General features: G+C 63.7%; 21 protein-coding genes. 15 read left to right on the top strand and 6 right to left on the bottom strand.

Features of this window, described 5'->3' with window-relative positions; genetic code table 11:
- Positions 1–20: 20 nt before the first annotated feature.
- The 4 genes from WFR25_RS18710 to WFR25_RS18695 all read left to right on the top strand — a co-directional run bounded on the left by WFR25_RS18710 (position 21) and on the right by WFR25_RS18695 (position 2,776).
- Positions 21–1,028 (top strand): 2-hydroxyacid dehydrogenase, encoded by a 1,008-nt coding sequence (locus WFR25_RS18710; protein WP_169572674.1) that lies wholly within the window; start codon positions 21–23, stop codon positions 1,026–1,028.
- 118 nt (positions 1,029–1,146) lie between these two features.
- Positions 1,147–1,479 carry a hypothetical protein gene (locus WFR25_RS18705; RefSeq protein WP_148564772.1) on the top strand — a complete coding sequence of 111 codons (333 nt, stop codon included), beginning with the start codon at positions 1,147–1,149 and terminating at the stop codon, positions 1,477–1,479.
- Positions 1,480–1,628: 149 nt separating this feature from the next.
- Complete coding sequence (locus WFR25_RS18700) at positions 1,629–2,543, top strand: class I fructose-bisphosphate aldolase (protein ID WP_048577531.1); 915 nt, start codon at positions 1,629–1,631, stop codon at positions 2,541–2,543.
- 65 nt (positions 2,544–2,608) lie between these two features.
- The gene (locus tag WFR25_RS18695; RefSeq protein WP_169572607.1) at positions 2,609–2,776 is read left to right on the top strand and encodes a hypothetical protein; all 168 of its coding nucleotides are present in this window, start codon (positions 2,609–2,611) and stop codon (positions 2,774–2,776) included.
- Between the two features lie 152 nt (positions 2,777–2,928).
- Here the strand turns inward: WFR25_RS18695 and WFR25_RS18690 are convergent, their stop codons facing one another.
- Positions 2,929–3,345, bottom strand: coding sequence for a CBS domain-containing protein (locus WFR25_RS18690; protein ID WP_043152282.1), 417 nt, complete (start codon positions 3,343–3,345; stop codon positions 2,929–2,931).
- A 61-nt stretch (positions 3,346–3,406) separates the two neighbouring features.
- Positions 3,407–4,405 (bottom strand): 1-phosphofructokinase family hexose kinase, encoded by a 999-nt coding sequence (locus tag WFR25_RS18685; RefSeq protein WP_048577529.1) that lies wholly within the window; start codon positions 4,403–4,405, stop codon positions 3,407–3,409.
- Positions 4,406–4,612: 207 nt separating this feature from the next.
- On the opposite strand from WFR25_RS18685, the gene WFR25_RS18680 reads away from it, so the two are divergent.
- From WFR25_RS18680 to WFR25_RS18665, 4 genes are all read left to right on the top strand, one after another.
- Positions 4,613–5,755: a L,D-transpeptidase family protein gene (locus WFR25_RS18680; protein ID WP_169572609.1), complete on the top strand. Its 1,143-nt coding sequence runs from the start codon at positions 4,613–4,615 to the stop codon at positions 5,753–5,755.
- Positions 5,756–5,877: 122 nt separating this feature from the next.
- Positions 5,878–7,335 (top strand): CYTH and CHAD domain-containing protein, encoded by a 1,458-nt coding sequence (locus tag WFR25_RS18675; protein ID WP_048577528.1) that lies wholly within the window; start codon positions 5,878–5,880, stop codon positions 7,333–7,335.
- A gap of 130 nt (positions 7,336–7,465) precedes the next feature.
- On the top strand, positions 7,466–7,918 hold the full coding sequence (locus tag WFR25_RS18670; protein ID WP_048577527.1) for a potassium channel family protein: 453 nt from the start codon (positions 7,466–7,468) through the stop codon (positions 7,916–7,918).
- 235 nt (positions 7,919–8,153) lie between these two features.
- Positions 8,154–8,357 (top strand): hypothetical protein, encoded by a 204-nt coding sequence (locus WFR25_RS18665; RefSeq protein ID WP_336972888.1) that lies wholly within the window; start codon positions 8,154–8,156, stop codon positions 8,355–8,357.
- A 156-nt stretch (positions 8,358–8,513) separates the two neighbouring features.
- On the opposite strand, the gene WFR25_RS18660 is transcribed toward WFR25_RS18665, so the two are convergent.
- Together WFR25_RS18660 and WFR25_RS18655 are read right to left on the bottom strand one after the other, a co-directional pair.
- Positions 8,514–9,296, bottom strand: coding sequence for a Crp/Fnr family transcriptional regulator (locus WFR25_RS18660; protein WP_139181770.1), 783 nt, complete (start codon positions 9,294–9,296; stop codon positions 8,514–8,516).
- Positions 9,229–9,687 carry a response regulator gene (locus tag WFR25_RS18655; RefSeq protein ID WP_328804629.1) on the bottom strand — a complete coding sequence of 153 codons (459 nt, stop codon included), beginning with the start codon at positions 9,685–9,687 and terminating at the stop codon, positions 9,229–9,231. The genes WFR25_RS18660 and WFR25_RS18655 overlap by 68 nt, the downstream gene beginning before the upstream one ends.
- Positions 9,688–10,199: 512 nt before the next feature.
- Between WFR25_RS18655 and WFR25_RS18650 the strand changes: the two genes are divergently transcribed.
- Positions 10,200–12,992 (top strand): cation-translocating P-type ATPase, encoded by a 2,793-nt coding sequence (locus WFR25_RS18650; protein WP_336974974.1) that lies wholly within the window; start codon positions 10,200–10,202, stop codon positions 12,990–12,992.
- On the opposite strand, the gene WFR25_RS18645 is transcribed toward WFR25_RS18650, so the two are convergent.
- Together WFR25_RS18645 and WFR25_RS18640 are read right to left on the bottom strand one after the other, a co-directional pair.
- Complete coding sequence (locus WFR25_RS18645; protein WP_148564770.1) at positions 12,941–13,441, bottom strand: hypothetical protein; 501 nt, start codon at positions 13,439–13,441, stop codon at positions 12,941–12,943. The genes WFR25_RS18650 and WFR25_RS18645 overlap by 52 nt on opposite strands.
- A complete protein-coding gene (locus WFR25_RS18640) occupies positions 13,419–13,799 on the bottom strand; it encodes a DUF5132 domain-containing protein (RefSeq protein WP_082166232.1) in 381 nt (126 codons plus the stop codon). The genes WFR25_RS18645 and WFR25_RS18640 overlap by 23 nt, the downstream gene beginning before the upstream one ends.
- 489 nt (positions 13,800–14,288) lie before the next feature.
- Here WFR25_RS18640 and WFR25_RS18635 point away from each other — a divergent pair, with 489 nt between their 5' ends.
- The 6 genes from WFR25_RS18635 (at position 14,289) to arsH (ending at position 18,217) form a co-directional block, all read left to right on the top strand.
- Positions 14,289–14,858, top strand: a complete 570-nt coding sequence (locus tag WFR25_RS18635) for a hypothetical protein (protein ID WP_336972886.1) — start codon at positions 14,289–14,291, stop codon at positions 14,856–14,858.
- 246 nt (positions 14,859–15,104) lie between these two features.
- Positions 15,105–15,437 (top strand): ArsR/SmtB family transcription factor, encoded by a 333-nt coding sequence (locus tag WFR25_RS18630; RefSeq protein WP_048577520.1) that lies wholly within the window; start codon positions 15,105–15,107, stop codon positions 15,435–15,437.
- A gap of 11 nt (positions 15,438–15,448) precedes the next feature.
- Complete coding sequence (locus tag WFR25_RS18625; protein ID WP_043152291.1) at positions 15,449–15,976, top strand: arsenate reductase ArsC; 528 nt, start codon at positions 15,449–15,451, stop codon at positions 15,974–15,976.
- Positions 15,976–16,407, top strand: coding sequence for an arsenate reductase (glutaredoxin) (gene arsC / locus WFR25_RS18620; RefSeq protein WP_048577519.1), 432 nt, complete (start codon positions 15,976–15,978; stop codon positions 16,405–16,407). Before WFR25_RS18625 ends, arsC begins: the two co-directional genes overlap by 1 nt.
- Positions 16,404–17,477 carry an ACR3 family arsenite efflux transporter gene (gene arsB / locus WFR25_RS18615; RefSeq protein ID WP_048577518.1) on the top strand — a complete coding sequence of 358 codons (1,074 nt, stop codon included), beginning with the start codon at positions 16,404–16,406 and terminating at the stop codon, positions 17,475–17,477. Before arsC ends, arsB begins: the two co-directional genes overlap by 4 nt.
- Positions 17,477–18,217 carry an arsenical resistance protein ArsH gene (gene arsH / locus WFR25_RS18610; RefSeq protein ID WP_048577517.1) on the top strand — a complete coding sequence of 247 codons (741 nt, stop codon included), beginning with the start codon at positions 17,477–17,479 and terminating at the stop codon, positions 18,215–18,217. The genes arsB and arsH overlap by 1 nt, the downstream gene beginning before the upstream one ends.
- Positions 18,218–18,542: the final 325 nt, after the last annotated feature.

The raw sequence follows: 18,542 nt of genomic DNA, 5'->3' as shown, positions 1-18,542 counted from the left end.
GCTTTTCAGGGAGTCACATGATGCGGGTGGCCGTTTTCAGTACCAAGCCCTATGACCGGCAGTTCCTCGAGGTTGGCAACGCTGCGGCCGGCTTTCCGCACGATCTCGCTTTCCTGGAAGCGCGGCTCAGCGTCGAGACTGCGCCGCTTGCCGCCGGATCCGGCGCCGTCTGCGCCTTCGTGAATGATTGCCTTGATCGCCTGGTGCTGGAACGTCTTGCCGTGCTCGGGATTAAGCTCGTCGTGCTACGCAGCGCGGGATTCAACAATGTCGATCTTCTCGCCGCAGATGCGCTGAAACTCCCGGTAGCAAGGGTTCCGGCCTATTCGCCCCAAGCGATCGCGGAACATACGCTCGCCCTCATCCTGTCCCTCGACCGCAAGATCCACAAGGCCTATGCCCGAGTGCGCGAAGGCAATTTCTCGCTCGAAGGACTGCTGGGGTTCGATCTGAACGGGCGGAAGGTCGGCATCGTCGGAACCGGAAAAATCGGGGCAGTCGTAGCGCGCATTCTCAACGGTTTCGGTTGCCATATTCTCGCCTGTGACCCCACCGCGAACGCCGAAATTGTCGCCATGGGTGGCATTTATGTGGAGCTGGATGCGTTGCTGGCTGCATCCGACATCATCACGCTGCACTGTCCGCTCCTGCCGGAAACCCGGCATATCATCGATAGCCGCGCCGTCGCCCGGATGAAGCGCGGCGTCATGCTGATCAACACAAGCCGGGGCGGGGTCATCGATACGCAGGCGATGATCGATGGGTTGAAGACGGGTGTGATCGGCTATCTAGGGCTCGACGTCTACGAGGAGGAGGACGGGCTCTTCTTCGAGAACCTGTCGCAAGACGTGATCCAGGACGATATTTTCGCGCGCCTGCTGACATTCCCCAACGTTCTCGTCACCGGGCACCAGGGCTTCTTCACGGGCGAGGCTCTGACCGCGATTGCGGCGGCGACGATTGAGAACCTTTCCAGCTTCGAGGGGACAGGCGTCGCTGCGCACCAGATTGCGCCGGTTCGCAGCTGATATCGATCTGTCCCGCGACGCTCGCCGGACCCGTAACCTGCGCGATGTTCCGATCCGGTCAATTACGCATAGGCGCACAGCTGGCGAACGATCATCCTGCGTCCAACAACGGAGAAGCATGATGCGCACGATCCTGACAAGTATAGCGCTCCTCGCGCTCTGCGCCTGCGATGCGGCCGAAAAAATTGTAACAGAGCCGAGGGAAGTAGCCGGAAATGTGACCAATTATGTCGCAGAGGTCGTGGCTCTACCCGAACGTCAGCGGAATGCGGTCTTCTTCCGCGCGATCCGGGACGCGGGTCTGCCGTGCCAGAATGTGACCGGCGCCGAGCAGATCGCGACTGGCGAAAAGGCGCCGATGTGGCGCGCTCAATGCGAGGACGGCGTCGCGCACCTCATCCAGGTTCTGCCGGACGGGACCGCCAACGTCGTCAGCCGGGCGACCCCGTAGGTGACCGCGCCGTACGCAGATCACGAGAGCGCCAGGACGGACGCCGGCGGCCGGCGCTGGAGGGTGCGGTGATCACAGCCAGTGTCACGGATACGCAAGACGGCGACGACCTCCCCGAGCCGGATATTCAGTGTGAACACCCTGTGCGGATGCATATTTCCGACACGGTCCACAAGATCCTCGCGCGCTACGAAGGAGAACCGGCCGAGATCAAGCTGAACCTGGCGCGCATTCTCATGCATGGCCGGGTAGGAGGCAGCGGCCGTCTGATCATCCTTCCCGTCGACCAGGGGATCGAGCACGGCCCGGCGCGAAGCTTTGCCGCCAATCCAGCCGCCTACGATCCCCACTACCATTTTCGGCTCGCGATCGATGCGGGCCTGTCTGCCTTTGCAGCACCGGCCGGCATGCTCGCGGCCGGGGCTGACTCGTTCGCCGGACAGATCCCCACGATCCTCAAGCTGAACGCCGCCAACAGCCTCACGGTGATCAAGGATCAAGCGGTCGTCGCGACCGTGGACGACGCGGTGCGCCTCAACTGCGCCGCTGTAGGATTCACGCTCTACCCTGGTTCGGATGCCTTTATCGACCAGGCCGAGGAGTTGCGCATCGTGGGCCAGGAGGCCCGCGCCGCCGGCCTTCCATTGCTTGTCTGGTCCTATCCGCGTGGCGGGCTGATTTCCGAACAGGGCGAGACCGCGCTCGATATCATCGCCTATGCCGCACACATCGCTGTCGCGCTGGGCGCCCATATCGTGAAGGTGAAGCTGCCCAGCGAGCATATCGAACAGGACGCCTCCAGGCCTGCCTATGCCGACCGGCAATGGTCCGACCCGGTCGAGAGGATAAGGCACGTCGTCCAGGCCGCTTTTTCCGGGCGTCGCCTCGTGCTCTTCTCGGGAGGCGCGGCTAGGGACGCAGAGTCGCTGTATCGGGACGCCCGCGCGATACGTGATGGCGGCGGCAGCGGCTCGATCATCGGCCGCAACAGCTTCCAGCGGCCTCGCTCCGAGGCTCTGGCGATGCTGGACGAGGTCGTGCGAATCTATTCCGGCACAGGCTGATGGCGCCCGGCACTTCTGACCCCAATCCCGAGTTGCGGGCAAAGATCGAAATGAGGAGAAACAGCATGGCGACCCAGCCGGAATTCCCGCCGCCAGACACCATCGAACCCCAGTCGCCACCGGAGGCTCCGCCTGGGCCCGGTCCGGCGGAAGATCCTTTTTCCGAGCCGCCGGAGATCATTCCAGACGTTCCCGACCAGGATTATCCGGGCCGAGAGAACGACCCGGCGTAAAGGCATTTTTCGCGCCGGGCGGTAGCCGGCCGCGAGAGGTAACGGCATGATCTGCCGTTCAGCGTGTCAGCCCGAGGCCTGAGCACCGCGCCAAGAGGATCAAGGTTGGCACGGATGTACGCGGCAGGAATTTGCGAGCTGGAGGGCTTTGCTTATGCGACCAAGGCATGCAGCACGTCGGCACGGCTGATCAGGCCTACAACCCGACCGTCCGTCACTACAGGAAGCCGTTTGACAGCATGGCATTCCATGAGCTCGATCGCTTCCTCCATGGATGCATCGGATCCGATCGTGATCGGGTCGCGCGACATAATCTCGCCGACGGTCCGGGATTCTAGCGCGTTGATGCGCGCGTTGGCATCTGCGCCGAAGAGCGCGGTCAGCCGAGCCGGCCGCTCTTCACGCCGGAAGAAATCCCCCTCGGAGATAATGCCCTGGAGTTGCCCGCCCCGATCGACCACGGGCAGGGCGCTGATGTGGTGGTTGGCCATGGTTCGTATCGCCTGCGCAAGCGAAGCATCATGCGTGATCGTCGCCGCCCCGAGGCTCATAACATCGCTTGCTTTCATCTTCTCTCTCCGTCCGCTCGATCATTTGCCTGCCGTTGCAGCAAGGCAGGGCGCTTGTCTCTCACGCGCGCTGTGCCTCCGCTGCCCGGCTGCTATGCGCTGCCATATTGGTCGAAGCTTCCGCCAGCGTTTCGCCCGGATCGACAAGGACGTACAGCCGTTCCACCTCATCCCGATGGCAAAGATCAGTACCCGGCGTCAGGACGGCGGCGGCGCCTGCCGCGATTCCATATCGAAAGGCGTCCATCGGATCCCGGCCGCAAGCCAGCGCGAATGTCATTGCCGCCAGAAAGCTATCGCCGGCGCCGACTGCGCTCTTCGCTTCAACGGGCACTGCGGGCAGCCAGAGGACACCGGAGCGCTGCGCGAGGAGGCCGCCTTCATGGCCCATGGTCACAGCCACATATTGGGCCTGGTCCTTGTGGACGATGTCCGACGCTGCCGTCGCGATGTCGCTGCGATCTGCCAGTGAACGGCCTACAAGCTGCTGAAGCTCGCCAAGACTGGGCTTGACCAGCAATATGCCGCCGGCGGCGAGGCCCTGCTGGAGTGCGGCCCCCGAACTGTCTAGAATGAACTCGATCCCGCGAGCCCGCGTCTTCGTCTGCAGGCGGCTGTAGAAATCGTCGGGCACGCCCGGCGGCAGCGATCCGCTCGCGACGAGATAATCACATTCGATACCGTCGAGATGGTCAAGGCATGCTTGCCATTCCTGCTCGGTGACGACGGGGCCGCGCGGCACGAACCGGAATTCCTTGCCTGTTTCCCGCTCATAGACCGCCGTGCTTATGCGGGTGTTGCCTTGGATCGGGATGCGGGAGCGAACCATCTGGTGAAGATCGAGAAGACTATCGAGCGTAGCGCCGGTGGCGCCGCCCGCGAGATAGTGCGCGCGCGCGGTGCCACCCAGCCGGGCGATGACACGCGCCACATTGATGCCGCCGCCGCCCGGGTCATAATGTTCCTGGCGGGCCCGGATCTTGTGAGTGTGAAAGACGCGGTCCGCCTCATAGGCCACATCTATGGCCGGGTTCATCGTAAGGGTCGCAATTCTCTTCATGTCCGGGAGGTTATCATCGCGAGCCTTGACGTCGGAATAAGTATATGTCCCGAGATGCTCCGCAGTTCGGCTCGCTTGACTGCCATGGCCACCGCGACGGCTCTGTCACCGCCATACCCCTGTGCAGCTATCGAGTGGGCTTCGGTGCGGACACGGCTCCGTATTGTTCCCTATGTTGTCACGCCCCGGCTTTCGACAGGAAAAGCCATGAAGAAATTCCTGCTTCTCGCCTTTGCCTGCTTCCTGCCCGCGGCATCCGTCCCCAACCCGCCGCATTGGCACAAGGCGCAGGCCGAACGCCTCGTCGAATGGCTCGACGCAGCTGCCGACGACGGCCTCGCGCCCGTCAGCAAGGAAGCGCACGTGGTCCGCGCGGCGATTGCGGCCGGTGAAGAGGTGCGCCTTGATACGGTGGCGACGGCGGCAGCGATCCGGCTGTTGCAGGCTCACCGGACGGGTTGCTGCAATGCGTCCCTGCGCACCGGTTGGCGCATCGCGGGGGAGCCGCTTGGGGCCGAACCGGCTGCTGCGGTGGCGGCGTCGTTGGCGCGAGACGACCTCGACCGGCTGTTCGGCACGGCGCGCCCCTCGCATCCCTTTTATTATTCGCTTCGCAAAGCCTATTCGCACGAGCAGGATCCTGCGCGGCGCGCGACAATCGCCGCCAATCTCGATCGTTGGCGCTGGATGCCGCGCGTGCTCGGAGCCCGCTACCTGCTGGTTAACACCGCGGCCTTCGAAGCGACGCTGTGGGACGGCCGGAAGCAAATCGGCCGCTGGGCGGTAATCGTCGGCAAGACCGGCTCGCCGACACCGGTATTCGCCGCAACAGTGACAGGTGTGACGTTCAACCCCTGGTGGGAGATTCCGTCGAGCATCGTCGCGGAAAGCGTCGGCGCTTTGGTGCGCAACCGTCCTGCCGAGGCGGCGCGCAAGGGCTATGTCGTGCAGGGTGGCCGGTATCGACAGCGCCCGGGCGCAACCAATGCACTCGGGCGGATGAAACTCGTCATGCCCAATCCTTACAGCGTTTATCTTCACGACACACCGAGCAAGGGCCTGTTCGAGCAGGATGTACGCGCCTTCAGCCATGGCTGCGTCCGGGTCGGGGACGCGCTCGGCCTCGCCACGGCGCTTCTTGCGACCGAGCCGGGCTGGGACCGGGCGCGCACGGATGCCATGGTCGCGGCAGGGCGGACGGCTACCGTACCGATGGCTGCTCCGGTTCCCGTCTATGTCGCCTATTTCACGGCCGAACCGGACGGCGAAGGCGGTATCCGCTATTTTCCCGACGTTTACCATCGGGACCGCGGCATGCCGGTGCCGGGCGAGGAGAATTGTCCCCGATGACCTTTGCAAATTGCGGTGCCCAGCGGGAACATCGACCACGCCCATCGGCCGAATCTGCGCGAGGCGGCCTAGCGTTCAGACGGCTCCTAGATGACATCACGAAACGGTGAGAGAAGGCATGCATGGCGGACGAAATCGAACTGAAGCTCGAACTGACGCCGGACGCCGCCGATGCGTTCGAAGCTTCCGCTTTGCTGCCGGCCAATCCTGAAAAGATCGAGCAAGGGTCGGTCTATTTCGACACTCCGGATCATGCTCTGGCGAAGAAGGGGTTTTCGCTTCGCATCCGCCGTTCGGGCAGGAAGCGCACGCAGACCGTGAAGGCGGATGGCGCCAGTGCCGCGGGCCTGTTCGTGCGCTCCGAATGGGAACGCGCCGTCAAGGACGACAAGCCAATCCTCGATGATACGACGCCGGTCCGGGCCATGATCGGCGGCGCGGTCGATAGCGTCGGTTCGGTCTTCGAGGTGCGGATCGCGCGGCGCACGTGGATACTGAGGCAGGAGGGCGCGACGATCGAAGTGGTTCTGGACCGCGGCGAGGCGGCGGCGGGGGACCGAACATCGCCGATCTGCGAGATCGAGCTGGAGTTGAAGGCCGGCGATCCGGCCGCATTGTTCACGCTTGCCCGGCGCATCGATGCGGTCGCGCCCGTCCGGCTCAGTGTACAGACCAAGGCCGAGCGGGGCTACCGGCTCACCGGACCGGTCACGACGATGGTCAAGGCCGAGCCGATAGCGCTAACCAGCGACATGACGGCGGCCCAGGCGTTCCAGCATATTGTCCAGAGCTGCGTGCGGCAGTTCCGGCTGAACGAGACGCTGCTGCTGACGGGCGGGGACACCGAGGCGCTGCATCAGGCGCGCGTGGCGTTGCGCCGCCTGCGATCAAGCTTCTCAATCTTCAAGCCGCTGATCGGCGGAGACATGAAAGTGAAGCTGGGCGAGGAGCTGCGGTGGGTCGCTTCGAAGCTTGGCGACGCCCGCAACCTTGATGTGTTGCTCGAAAGCGCCCGATCGGGTCCACTATACGATCGCATCGAGGCGGCGCGCCAAGCGGCCTATGGCGAGGTCGCGGATGCATTGGCGTCATCGCGCGCGCGGAAGCTGATGCTCGATCTTGCGGAGTGGACTGTGAACGGCGACTGGCTACATGTGTCCGCCACCGAGGCGGATCGCCATCAGCCGGCGCGAGAATTCGCGGTCGCCGCGCTCGGCCGCTTTCGCCGCAAAGTGAAGAAGGGGGGAGGTGATCTCGCTCATGCGGCCGATGCCGCCCGGCACCGGGTCCGCAAGAACGTCAAGAAATTGCGCTATGGGGCCGAGTTCTTCGCCACCTTGTTCGAGCGCAAGCACGAGAGGCGGCGGTACGAGCGATTCCTCGTGGCGCTGGAAGAGCTTCAGGACCAGCTCGGTCTGCTCAACGACCTGGCGACGGCGCCGCGCCTGCTGGAAACGCTAGGAATCGCTGACGATCACGATGCGTCAATGTTGTTGGTCAACGCCCGGAAGAAGGCGCTGTTGAAGGCTGCGGCGGTCGCGCATGACGCGCTGATCGACACGAAGCGGTTCTGGCGATGACCGATAGTTCCGGCTCTCATCGCTGGCGTAGAAACGGATGCCGGTGCAAGCCCGGCTTACGCCGACCAACGTGCCTCCATCGAATGGATTGTCGTGGGCGGGACGGGCCGTCCATGCCAATCCGACTGCCATGACATTGTCCACGCAACTGGGTATCGCAACAGCGGTCGTCGCCCTGACGGTGCTGGTGCACCTCGTGGGGCTTGGGGCCTTGCTTGCAATTCTGCGCCGACACCGTCACGCATCGAGCCGAATGCTGGCGGCGATGTTCAACACAGCGGCGATCCTTTTAGCGGCGTTCGGCCTCTTTGCGCTGCATTCGGTCGAGATCTGGATCTGGGCGGGCGTATACCGGTGGCTCAACGCTTTTCCTGATTTCGAGCAGGCGCTTTACTTCTCCACCTCGACCTATGTGACAATAGGCTACGGAGATCTGGTTCTTCCCCCGGGCAGTCGCATCTTGGGCGCGATCGAGGGCGCCAGCGGAATAATTCTGATCGGCTGGTCCACCGCCTTCTTCTTTTCCATCGTTGATCGTTTGAAGCTGCTTGAACGAGGGTTCGAGCATGATCGGGCAGAATAGCCTTGGACAGTCATTCGTGGCCGCGCCTGATCGAAAGGACGCAAAGTCGGCGCTCATCATCATCATGGCGCCAGCGGGCCGTCATGCTTCCCGCCCGATCCGCATCCAGAACGTCACCCAGACTGGATCGCGACCGGTTCCGGAAAATCTTCATTGACGCCGAAATGGACCGCGTCGAAGCGATGAACATCGTCAGGCTCGGCGCTGCTATCTCCCAGACGTTGGGCATTGCGCGTTGCCCTTTTTGCAGTCACCCATCTTTCTCAAGCGACCGCAGCTTCTCTTCCTCATCGCGAAGAAGTTTGCGGATCTCATCATGCCTGTCGAGATGGGTGGCATTATGGAGAAGGGACTGGAAGCGCAGGATATTTTGGTTGTGCGCCCAGGATTGCTTCTCGAAGTCGCTCCGACCGTTCCCGCCCTCACGCGCCATTTGTAACGCTCCCGCTAGCGACCTGCCTACGGGTGAGCGGAGCGCCGCTGGCGGCTATCCTATCGACTCAGCGTGTCGGAGTGCACAGAGTGATGACCGTTCGCGCACGCGTCTGTTCGATGTCGAACATAGCATGAGCGTGTCCGAACCTTTCCCGAAAAATCAGCCGCTCGGCTGCGTTTCCGGACCGAACAATCGATTCATCTCTGCGGTGGTCTCGGCGTAGCATTCGCATGAGGTCTCCTCGAGACCCGCCCGGTCGACGATCGTAATGATCCCACGCACATAGTCGATGTATCCCGCCCTATGGAGCACCTTGGCGGTCAGCGAGACGCTGGAGCGGGTTGTTCCAAGCATCGTCGCGAGGAACTCGTGCGTGAGCGGAAAGCTGTCGGCAAGCGCGCTGTCATGGCTCGTCAGCAGCCAACGACAGCAGCGCTCCTCGAGCGTATGCAGTCGGTTACAAGCCGCAGTCTGTGCGAGCTGGCCAAAGGCGAAGCGCCAGTACCGCTCCATCATCCGCCTCAGATCGCGATCCCGCTCGAGCTCGCGCGAAAGGAAAGTTCGGCTGATCTTGAGCGCGCTGCCCGGCACCTGCACCATCGTCTCGGTGATCGCCACATCGACGCCGAACAGCGCATTGGAATCGGTGATGCCCTCGAGACCGATCGCGCCCACTTCGACGGAGCGGCCGTCGCGCATCACCTTAACCATCGAGATGATGCCCCGGTTTACGAAATAGAGATGCTGGATCAACCCATTAACATGATCGATGACGGCCCCCGACTCCGTCCGAATAAGCTCCATCTCGGGTGTCAGCCGTGCGAGCGTTGCCGGAGGCAGCGAGAGCAAAAGGCGGTTGGTGATTGGCTCCCTTTCACTGACCATCGTGACGCGCTCCGCCTGACTGACGGTGCGCATGCAAGAGACGGTCGATAGTGTCACCGACGGCTCCTTCGCGGAACGGCTTCTCGATCACCGCCCCAAAGCCGAGGCTGGCAGCTCGCTCCTGAAGGCCTAGGGCGGCGTAGGCGGTAATCAGTATGGCGGGTCCATTCCAATCCCGCGAACGCAGGCGCGACAAAATCTCGAAGCCGTCGAGTTCGTCGAGCCGATAGTCTGCCACCAGGCAGGCAGCGCTTGTGCAAAACGGATCGTCGAGCAGCGTCTTTCCGGTCGCGTGCGCCCTGACGTCATAGCCCCGCGCCTGCAAGGCCAGCTGAAGCGATCGCCTGACCGCGGGATCGTCCTCTGCAAGCAGGATCTTCGGCTGTCCTGAATCCGAAACAGTGTTTCGGTATGTCATGTCGTTCCGTTCGGAGAGGAGATATTGCATCGCTCCCGATACCGGGCACTACTGCGCGGTGCGTTACGTAAAGCCCCGGATGGGGCGTCATCAGTCCCGCGCACCACTTCGGAGAGGCGCAAGACGCTCAGTTCGTGATGGCCCGCGACCGCCTCGCTTGTGTCGGAATTTGTGCCGCGGTCACGTCCCCGGGGATGTGACCGCGGCGATCTGCTCACGCCACTCTGCCGCGCGGTGCCGGGGGCTGCGGACCAGTGAACTCTGGCTCGCAAAGCGACGACGTTGAGGGAACATACCAATCTGCTGCGGTCTCTCGATGATGTAACGCCTGCGGACATATGATTGGTCATGCTTCCCGGGCAGCGTCCGGAAGAATGAAAGGATCGCGAATACCAGTGGCGATTTCGATACATCATCACATTCCGGGTCGAACGCGATTGCGGTTTTCTCCATGGCCTGCCGATGACGCGTTACGGCGTTTCCGAAGCAGATTGGTGGCTCGCGGTTGCCGTGTAGGGGAGGGCAATGCCTTCTTGGGCAGCATGCTTGTCGAACATGATCCCGCAGTGACCATTGCCGCCATCGTCTCCTGGTTGGAGGAATCGGCGCCGATCGAGGCGGCCGCCGAGCCAGATGACCGGCTTTCCCGCTCCGGTCCGCGGCGACCGAGGCTTTTGGACGAACCGCCACTGGAGAGTGACGCCATTTTCCGTTCGCGGGGTGAGGATATCCTCGAGCTGTTGCGTAGCGGGGCGGACGGTCTTTCTGCGAACGAGGCGCGCCGCCGGCTCGCCGTCTACGGGCCGAACCAGACTCCGCCGCCGCTCGGCCGCTCGCAGCGGGATATGGTCGCGGCGCAGTTCACGGGCTTGCCGGTGGCGCTGCTGTTCGGATCGGCGGTTCTTTCCTTCGCCACCGGTGGCCTGCTGGACGCCGCTTTGACGATCGGCGTCGTACTCGCCAACGCCGCCATCGGCTTCTCTTCGGAAAATGCCACGGAGCGCCTTATCCGCCGCCTGTCGCGGCCGACGGAGCATATGGCGGAGGTCCAGCGTGACGGCAATCGCCTTACGGTGCTCGCCGCGACGATCGTGCCCGGCGATATCCTCGTCCTCGCGCCGGGCCAGTTCGTGCCCGCCGATGCCCGAATTCTCGAATGCGGGGATCTGACGGTGGATGAATCGACGCTGACGGGCGAGAGCCTGCCAGTTCGAAAGCACGCCAAGGTGCTGGACCAGGCGCCGGCCGGAGTCGCCGACCGGCACAATATCGTCCACGATGGAACGATCGTCAGCGGTGGAGACGGGCGCGCAGTCGTCTTTCGTACAGGCAGCGGCACGGAGGCCGCACGAACCCGCGCCTTGATCGATCTGGCGCGTCCGCCCCGACCCGTCATCGAGGAGGAGCTTTCGTCCCTCAGCGGCCGTCTCGCATTGCTCTGCGTCGGCGCATCGAGCGTTGTGTTCCTGGTCGGGCTGCTGCGCGGCGAGCCACTGCTGGCCATGGCGCGAAGCGCGGTCGCGCTCGCCGTCGCTGCCATTCCCGAGGGTCTTCCGGCCATCGCGACCACGACACTTGCGCTGGGCGCAAGGGCGATGGAGCGCGAGCAGGCTTTTGTTCGGGCGCTGCCCGCGGTCGAGGCCCTGGGCACCATCGACACCATCTGCCTCGACAAGACGGGAACCTTGACCGAGAACAGGATGGCGGTCGTGGCGGTCGCCATCGGAGAAGAGGTTCGGCGGACTTCGGCGGACGGACATGGCCATGGCTCGGACACAGATTTGCTGCGCGCCATCGCCGAGGCCGTGGCGCTGTGCAATGAGGCAAATCTGGCTATGCAGACGGGATCCTCCACCGAGCTGGCGCTTCTTCGCTTTTCCAGCGACGTCGGCATCGACCCCGATGCCGTCCAACAACAGTCGCCGATAGTGGGCCTCCAGAGCCGGGATCAGGCGCATCGATGGATGGCGACAGCGCATCGCCGCAACGGCGCGGATTATGTCGCGGTCAAGGGCGCGCCGGACGAATTGCTCGCGCTTGCCGCCCACGAACTGACGGAGGATGGGCTTCGGCCGCTCGACGAGGAACGGCGTCACCGGATCCTTGCCACCAATGAGACGCTCGCCCGGGAAGGCTTGCGGGTGCTCGGCGTTGCGAGGAAGGAAGGTGATCTTCGCGACGGATTGCCGGACGACCTCGTCTGGCTGGGCCTCGTGGCGCTCGCTGACCCTGTCCGCGCGGAGGCGCAGGAAGCGGTCGAGATCTTTCACCGCGCCGGCATTCGAACGATCATTATCACCGGAGACCAGCCGGCCACCGCGCTTTCGGTCGCCGAAGCGGTCGCCGTGTCACGGACCGGCATCATCCCCGTCGTGGACGGCGCGAACCTTGCGGATCTCGACGATCAGGCGCTTGGCGCTTTGGCGCTCCGGACGTCGGTCTTCGCCCGTATCAGCCCTGGTGACAAGCTGCGCATCGTCCGCGCGCTTCAGGGCGCGGGCCGGCGCGTGGCGATGATCGGGGATGGCGTCAACGACGGTCCCGCGCTCAGGGCTGCTGCGGTAGGCGTCGCCATGGGAAGGCAGGGAACCGATGTCGCGCGCGAGGTGGCGGACATCGTGATCGCCGACGATGATTTACGGGCGTTGGCACGGGCGATCGCCCGCGGGCGCGCGACCGATGACAGCATCGGCGCGGCCACCCGCTATTTCCTGTCGACGAACCTGTCGGAGGTGCTCCTCATGCTCGGCGAAACCCTGCATGGCCGGGGCGGGCTCGAAACGCCGATGGAGTTGTTCTGGCTCAATCTGGTGACGGACATCATGCCAGGTCTGGGGCTGGCGATGGCCGAGCCGCGAGGCGACGTGATGACACGCCCCCCGCGCACTGCGGATGCGCCGCTGTTCGGCCACGACGAGCTTCGGGATCTTGGATTCGACGGCGCGCACCTCGCTGCGTCGGCGTTGACCGCCCATCTCATCCTGTTGGCGCGCAAGGGCGCCGGACCACAGGCACGCGCGGCGACCTTCATAACATTGTCGCTGGCGCAGTTTGCCCACGCCTGGGGGCTGCGTGACCGGACGCCCGGATCGGTCGCAGGTCGAGTGGTATCGGAGACACGGCTTGGCGGCGCATTGGCAGCGGCTTGCGGACTGCTTGCCGCGCCTTTCCTGATCCGGCCACTGCGAACGCTGCTCGGGCTGGGTGTGCCCGGTCCGGGCGACTTGGCGCTCTCCGCCGGGCTGGCGGCGACCTCTTTCGGCATCGGCGAACTGCGACGGACTCAGCGAATGAACGTTCGCAGTGGCCGGGCCATCGTCAGGGTGGCGGCCTGACCGAGGAGGGTCAGCGCCGGTCCGGCAACCCTGCCTCTTGCGAGCTGGATCACACCCCCGGCCACAAGCCCCGCGAAAGCCAGGCTCCACAGATCCGCACGGCCGTCCGTCAGGCGCGCTATCGCTCCGTCGACCGTACCAAGCTGCCGTGCGGCGGCGCCCATCGGATCAATCGGCTGAAGATGCGTGATGGACGAAGCAAACTGGATGCCTTCCCTGGCGATCGACTCCCGCAACTCATCAAAATCGCCTCGGTGTCTGATAACGATGCTGCCGCTTGTCGGCCTGATCTCGGCGGAGTCTATGCCCGGAATCGCGGCCAATGCCGTAGCAAGCGACTCAAGCCGCTCGCGGTGGGGCAGGGGACGATCGAGCACGATCCGGACGCGTCCGGGCATACGGTGCTTGAGATGACCTCGCGTCGTTTCAGCTTTTGGACTGCGATCCATCGACGGCGTCCTTCTCCTGGCTGGCTGCTCCTTGCGTGGCCGCGGTTGCGGAAGCGGCCTCTGGCGCGGGTGTTTGCTTCATCTCATGGGCGACCTCGGCGACCAGATCCTCGACATCTTCAGCGAAACGCGCGGCCGCGCCGCGAACTGCTGCATAGCCGGCAAGACCGGCCCGCAGCGCCCGTTTGGCCGCAGGCCTCGTCGTTTCCCACGGGATCGACGCCACCAGGGCGCCACCCGCTCCGACCACCATTCCCCAGAAGAAGCTGCCGCGCATGATCGTTCCCGTATTTTCCTGCCGCCATGGCAAATCGAGCCGTGCCTTTCGCTCGGCTTGAGCCGACTCTGCACGAGCCATATGAAAATCTGTGGCTGATCCGAGCCTGCCTCATGCTCTTAACCGGACGAATTCGTATACATACGTAGGTCCCGGCGATCACCGTCCCTCATAGTCCTTCCACTGGAAGCGAAGCGACAATCTTGTCGCAGCGGTCGTCCTTCGGCCAGAAGCCCAGGTGCCGACGCGGAAGGTTCCTTGCCGCGGTGGAAGCGCTTGGGGACCGGCAGCATGCCCAACGATTTGGTCAACCGTACCGCACATATAGGAGGAACTCGGAATAGCCGATGATCCCGATGCAGCAAAGCCGGTGGCCAGCCGCGGCAGGAAGGCGCTGCCGAGGGCTTCATCCAACGCCACATGACGTCCTGTACGAAGCAGTTCTGGCAAGGACCGATGGCCCGGTCCTCATCGTGGGCAGAAATCTCCCATCGCTTGGGACTTAGGGGAATTCCTTACAGAGGGACCTGCCTGACGCATCTAAAACCCTATATTTCGGATATGACGGTCTTGCCCACTTACAGCCCACGCAAGTCGACGGCAGCCGCCGGGGTTCCGCTCTGCGCCCTGCTGATCGCTTCGCTTCTGCTGGCCGGCTGCATTCCCCATAGCCCGCCGCCCAAGACCGGCGCAGCCGCGCCACCCGTCGCGCAGCCGGAAAGCAAGGTAGACCAGACGGGCAGGAGGGCGGGCGAGATCGTGACCCAGCCGGTTCGCGACGTCGGTGTGGCCGCGACCAATATTCCGCCGGTGTTGGAAAGAGCGAGCGAGAACCCCTACAACCTCGACGGCCTTAGAGCCTGCACCGAACTGGCCCGTGCGGTAACCGAACTGAGCGCGGTGCTTGGACCGGACTTCATTGTCGGTGCGAAACAGCAAGAGAACAGCGCCGGAAAATTTGCAGAGGCCGGCGGCCAGATGGTGGTGAACTCGCTCATTCCCTTCCGGGGACTGGTGCGGGAGGCGACCGGCGCGGCGCCGGCGCAGCGTCGCCTCAACACCGCGATCGATGCGGGTTTTGCGCGACGGGGCTTCCTGCGCGGCATCCACCAGGCAAGAGGCTGCCGTCCGCCGCTCTGAGGCGCCGGGAACGCGTCCTCAAGAGGCTGGACGTCGCGGCGACCGATCCTAAAGAAGGTCTCCTTCGAGACGGTTGCGGACGACCGTACCGTCGGGAAGGCCGCTGCCGAAGAGATTCGCGCCGCTTGAGCGACCCGAGCGGCTCTCCCGGCGGGGCCGCGATCCGGCTGGGGATGTTGGAAAAGCATGTAAATCGCTGTGAATGTCGTCGTTGATCATTATCCATATGTCCGTTAGTGTAGATATATGGATAATGATTCAGCCATCGCCGCCTTGGGCGCTCTCGCGCAGGGTACCCGCCTTGACGCCTTCCGGCTTCTGGTCCGGCACGAGCCCGATGGGCTCGCTGTCGGCGAGATCGCCAAGGCGCTGGGCGTTCCCCAGAACACCATGTCGGTTCACCTGGCCACGCTCTCACGAGCCGGATTGATCCGATCCGAGCGGCGCAGCCGGGTCGTCAACTATCGCGTCGAGCTGGACCAGCTGAAGACGCTGACCCTGTTTCTCGTGAAGGATTGCTGTGGCGGCAACGCGGCGCTGTGCGCGCCGCTGATCGCCGAACTCGCCCCCTGCTGCTGATGGAGTTTGCCATGTCTGACCGCATCTTCAACGTCCTCTTCCTGTGCACCGGCAACTCGGCCCGTTCGATCCTTGCGGAGAGTGCGCTCACCAAGCTGGGCGGCGGCCGCTTCCGTGCCTTTTCGGCGGGGAGCTACCCCAAGGGCGCGATCAACCCTGACGCGCTCGCTCTGCTCGAGCGGATTGAATATCCTACAGAAGGTCTCCGTTCGAAGAGCTGGGACGAGTTCGCCGTGCCTGGCGCGCCCGTGATGGATTTCGTGTTCACCGTGTGCGACGACGCGGCGGGCGAGGTCTGCCCGATCTGGCCAGGTCATCCTGTCACCGCCCATTGGGGGATCGAGGATCCAAGCCACGTCCAGGGTTCGCAGATCGAGCGGGAGCGCGCGTTCGTGACAGCGCTGCGCTATCTTGAGAACCGCATCAAGCTCTTCGCGGCGTTGCCCTTCGATAGGCTCGACGCCATGGCTTTGCGGGCCCGTGTCCGTGAGATCGGGCATGGCGAAGGCGCGAGCAGCCGTCGCGGGGACGCAGCCTGATGCCGGTCGATATCATAATCTACCACAATCCCGATTGCGGCACCTCCCGCAACACGCTGGCGATGATCCGCAATGCTGGAATCGAACCGCGTGTGATCGACTATCTGAAGACTCCTCCGTCGCGGTCGATGCTTATGTGGCTGATCGAGCGCATGGGTATTACCACGCGCTCTTTGCTGCGCGAGAAGGGCACGCCTTTCGCTGAGTTGGGGCTCGATAACCCGTCGCTGAGTGATGGGCAGCTTGTCGATTCGATGATGGCGCATCCAATCTTGATCAACCGCCCGATCGTAGTGTCACCGCTCGGCGTCAAGCTCTGCCGCCCTTCCGAGGAGGTGCTCGATCTGCTGCCGAGCGATCAGCGTGGCGCCTTCGCGAAGGAAGATGGCGAACGCATTGTCGATGACCGCGGCCAGCGGGTCGCATCATGAACGCCACCACTGCTGGAACGTTGGCGCCGGCCAGGCCGGCGATCAGCACATTCGAACGCTATCTCAGCGTCTGGGTAGCGCTTTGCATCATCGTCGGCATCGCACTCGGCTATGCACTGCCCGGCCTGTTCGGCGTGATTGCGTCAACCGAGGTTGCGCGGGTCAACCTCATCGTTGCGGTTCTGATCTGGCTGATGATCGTCCCGATGCTGCTCAAGATCGATCTTGGCGCGCTTGGTTCGGTCAGGCAGCATTGGAAGGGTGTCGGCATAACGCTGTTCATCAACTGGGCGGTAAAGCCCTTCTCGATGGCGCTGCTCGGCACCCTGTTCCTGGGCTGGCTGTTTCGGCCGCTGTTGCCGGAGGCTGAGATCAGCTCCTATATCGCCGGACTGATCCTGCTTGCCGCAGCGCCCTGCACGGCGATGGTGTTCGTCTGGTCCAATCTCTGCGATGGTGACCCGACCTACACGCTGAGCCAGGTCGCGCTCAACGACACCATCATGGTGTTCGCGTTCGCCCCGCTGGTCGGCCTTCTCCTCGGCGTCGCATCGATCACCGTACCCTGGGACACGCTGCTGATCTCGGTCCTACTCTACATCGTCGTGCCGGTGATCGTCGCGCAGGTCATTCGGGGTGCCGTGCTCTCGTCGGGCGGACAGCCCGCGCTTGACCGGCTGCTCAGCCGTCTTGGCCCAGTATCTTTGGTCGCGTTGCTGACGACTCTGGTGCTGCTGTTCGGATTCCAGGGGCAGGCGATCATAGCTCATCCGCTGGTGATCGCGCTGATCGCCGTGCCGATTCTCATCCAGGTCTATTTCAACGCAGGGCTCGCCTATTGGCTGAGCCGTCGGTTCGGCGTGGCATGGTGCGTTGCCGCCCCCGCCGCATTGATCGGCGCGTCCAACTTCTTCGAGCTGGCGGTCGCTGCCGCGATCAGTCTGTTCGGTCTCAACTCCGGCGCAGCGCTTGCTACCGTCGTCGGCGTGCTGGTCGAAGTTCCGGTCATGCTGTCCGTGGTCAGAATCGTGAAGGCGACACGCCCTTGGTATGAGCGTCGGGTAGCCTGATGTCGCGCCTTCGTTCCCTTGCCGACCCTGATGACCTGCCGGCGCTCGATCGGTCGCTCGTTAGACCTAGTCCCGCCGTCGGCCTCGGTTCGCTCGAACATCCGCCCCGCATCTTGCTGCTTTACGGATCCCTGCGGGAGCGATCATTCAGTCGACTCGTGGTCGAGGAGGCGGCGCGCCTGTTGATCCTGTTCGGCGCCGAGGTGCGGATCTTCGATCCGAGCGACCTGCCGCTGCCGGATCAGATCAGGGGGGACGACCATCCGGCGGTCCATGAACTTCGTCAGCACGCGCTCTGGTCCGAGGGCATGGTGTGGTGCAGTCCCGAGCGTCATGGCCAGATCACTGGCATCATGAAGGCGCAGGTCGACCATCTGCCGCTGGAGTTTGGCGGTATGCGCCCGACCCAGGGAAGGACGCTCGCGGTGATGCAGGTCTCAGGCGGCTCGCAGTCTTTCAACGCGGTCAACACGCTGCGTCTGCTCGGCCGCTGGATGAGGATGTTCACGATCCCGAACCAATCGAGCATCGCAATGGCATTCAAGGAGTTCGATGAGGCAGGCCGCTTGAGACCTTCCAGCTACTACGACCGCATTGTCGACGTGATGGAAGAGTTGATCCGGTTCACCATTCTGATCCGAGGCCATGCCGAGCAGCTTGTCGATCGATATTCTGAGCGCAAGTCCGAGACCGCCAAGCGCGATGCCGCGAACGACCTGACGTCACGATCGATAGCGTGAGGCCCGCAATTGGGCCAGAACGCCGGGTCTGGCGCCTTATGGCTGTTCTATTCCCGCCAGCCGGACGCTGGATTTGCCCCCCGTCCCCCGGGCGATGCTGCGAGTCGCCATAATCGGAACGACGATCAGATCGGGCCGGGCCGGGCCGGTTTCACCTGCGGCGCGTCCGCATCAATGGGAAAGGAGCGACATAGAAAGGAGGCACGGCCATGTCGCAGCCATTTCGCCAGAGGTGGGCAGCACAAGCGCTCTTCTCTCCAGCCATGTCCGGCGGCAGCCGATCGGCAGATAGCCATGAACATCGCCGGTCCGGACTTGGCTGAAT

The sequence above is a fragment of the Sphingobium aromaticiconvertens genome (genome assembly GCF_037154075.1).
Classification (GTDB): Bacteria; Pseudomonadota; Alphaproteobacteria; order Sphingomonadales; family Sphingomonadaceae; genus Sphingobium; species Sphingobium aromaticiconvertens.
The sequence above is the reverse complement of the archived record's forward strand: the minus strand, read 5'-3'. Positions and strand labels throughout refer to the sequence as shown.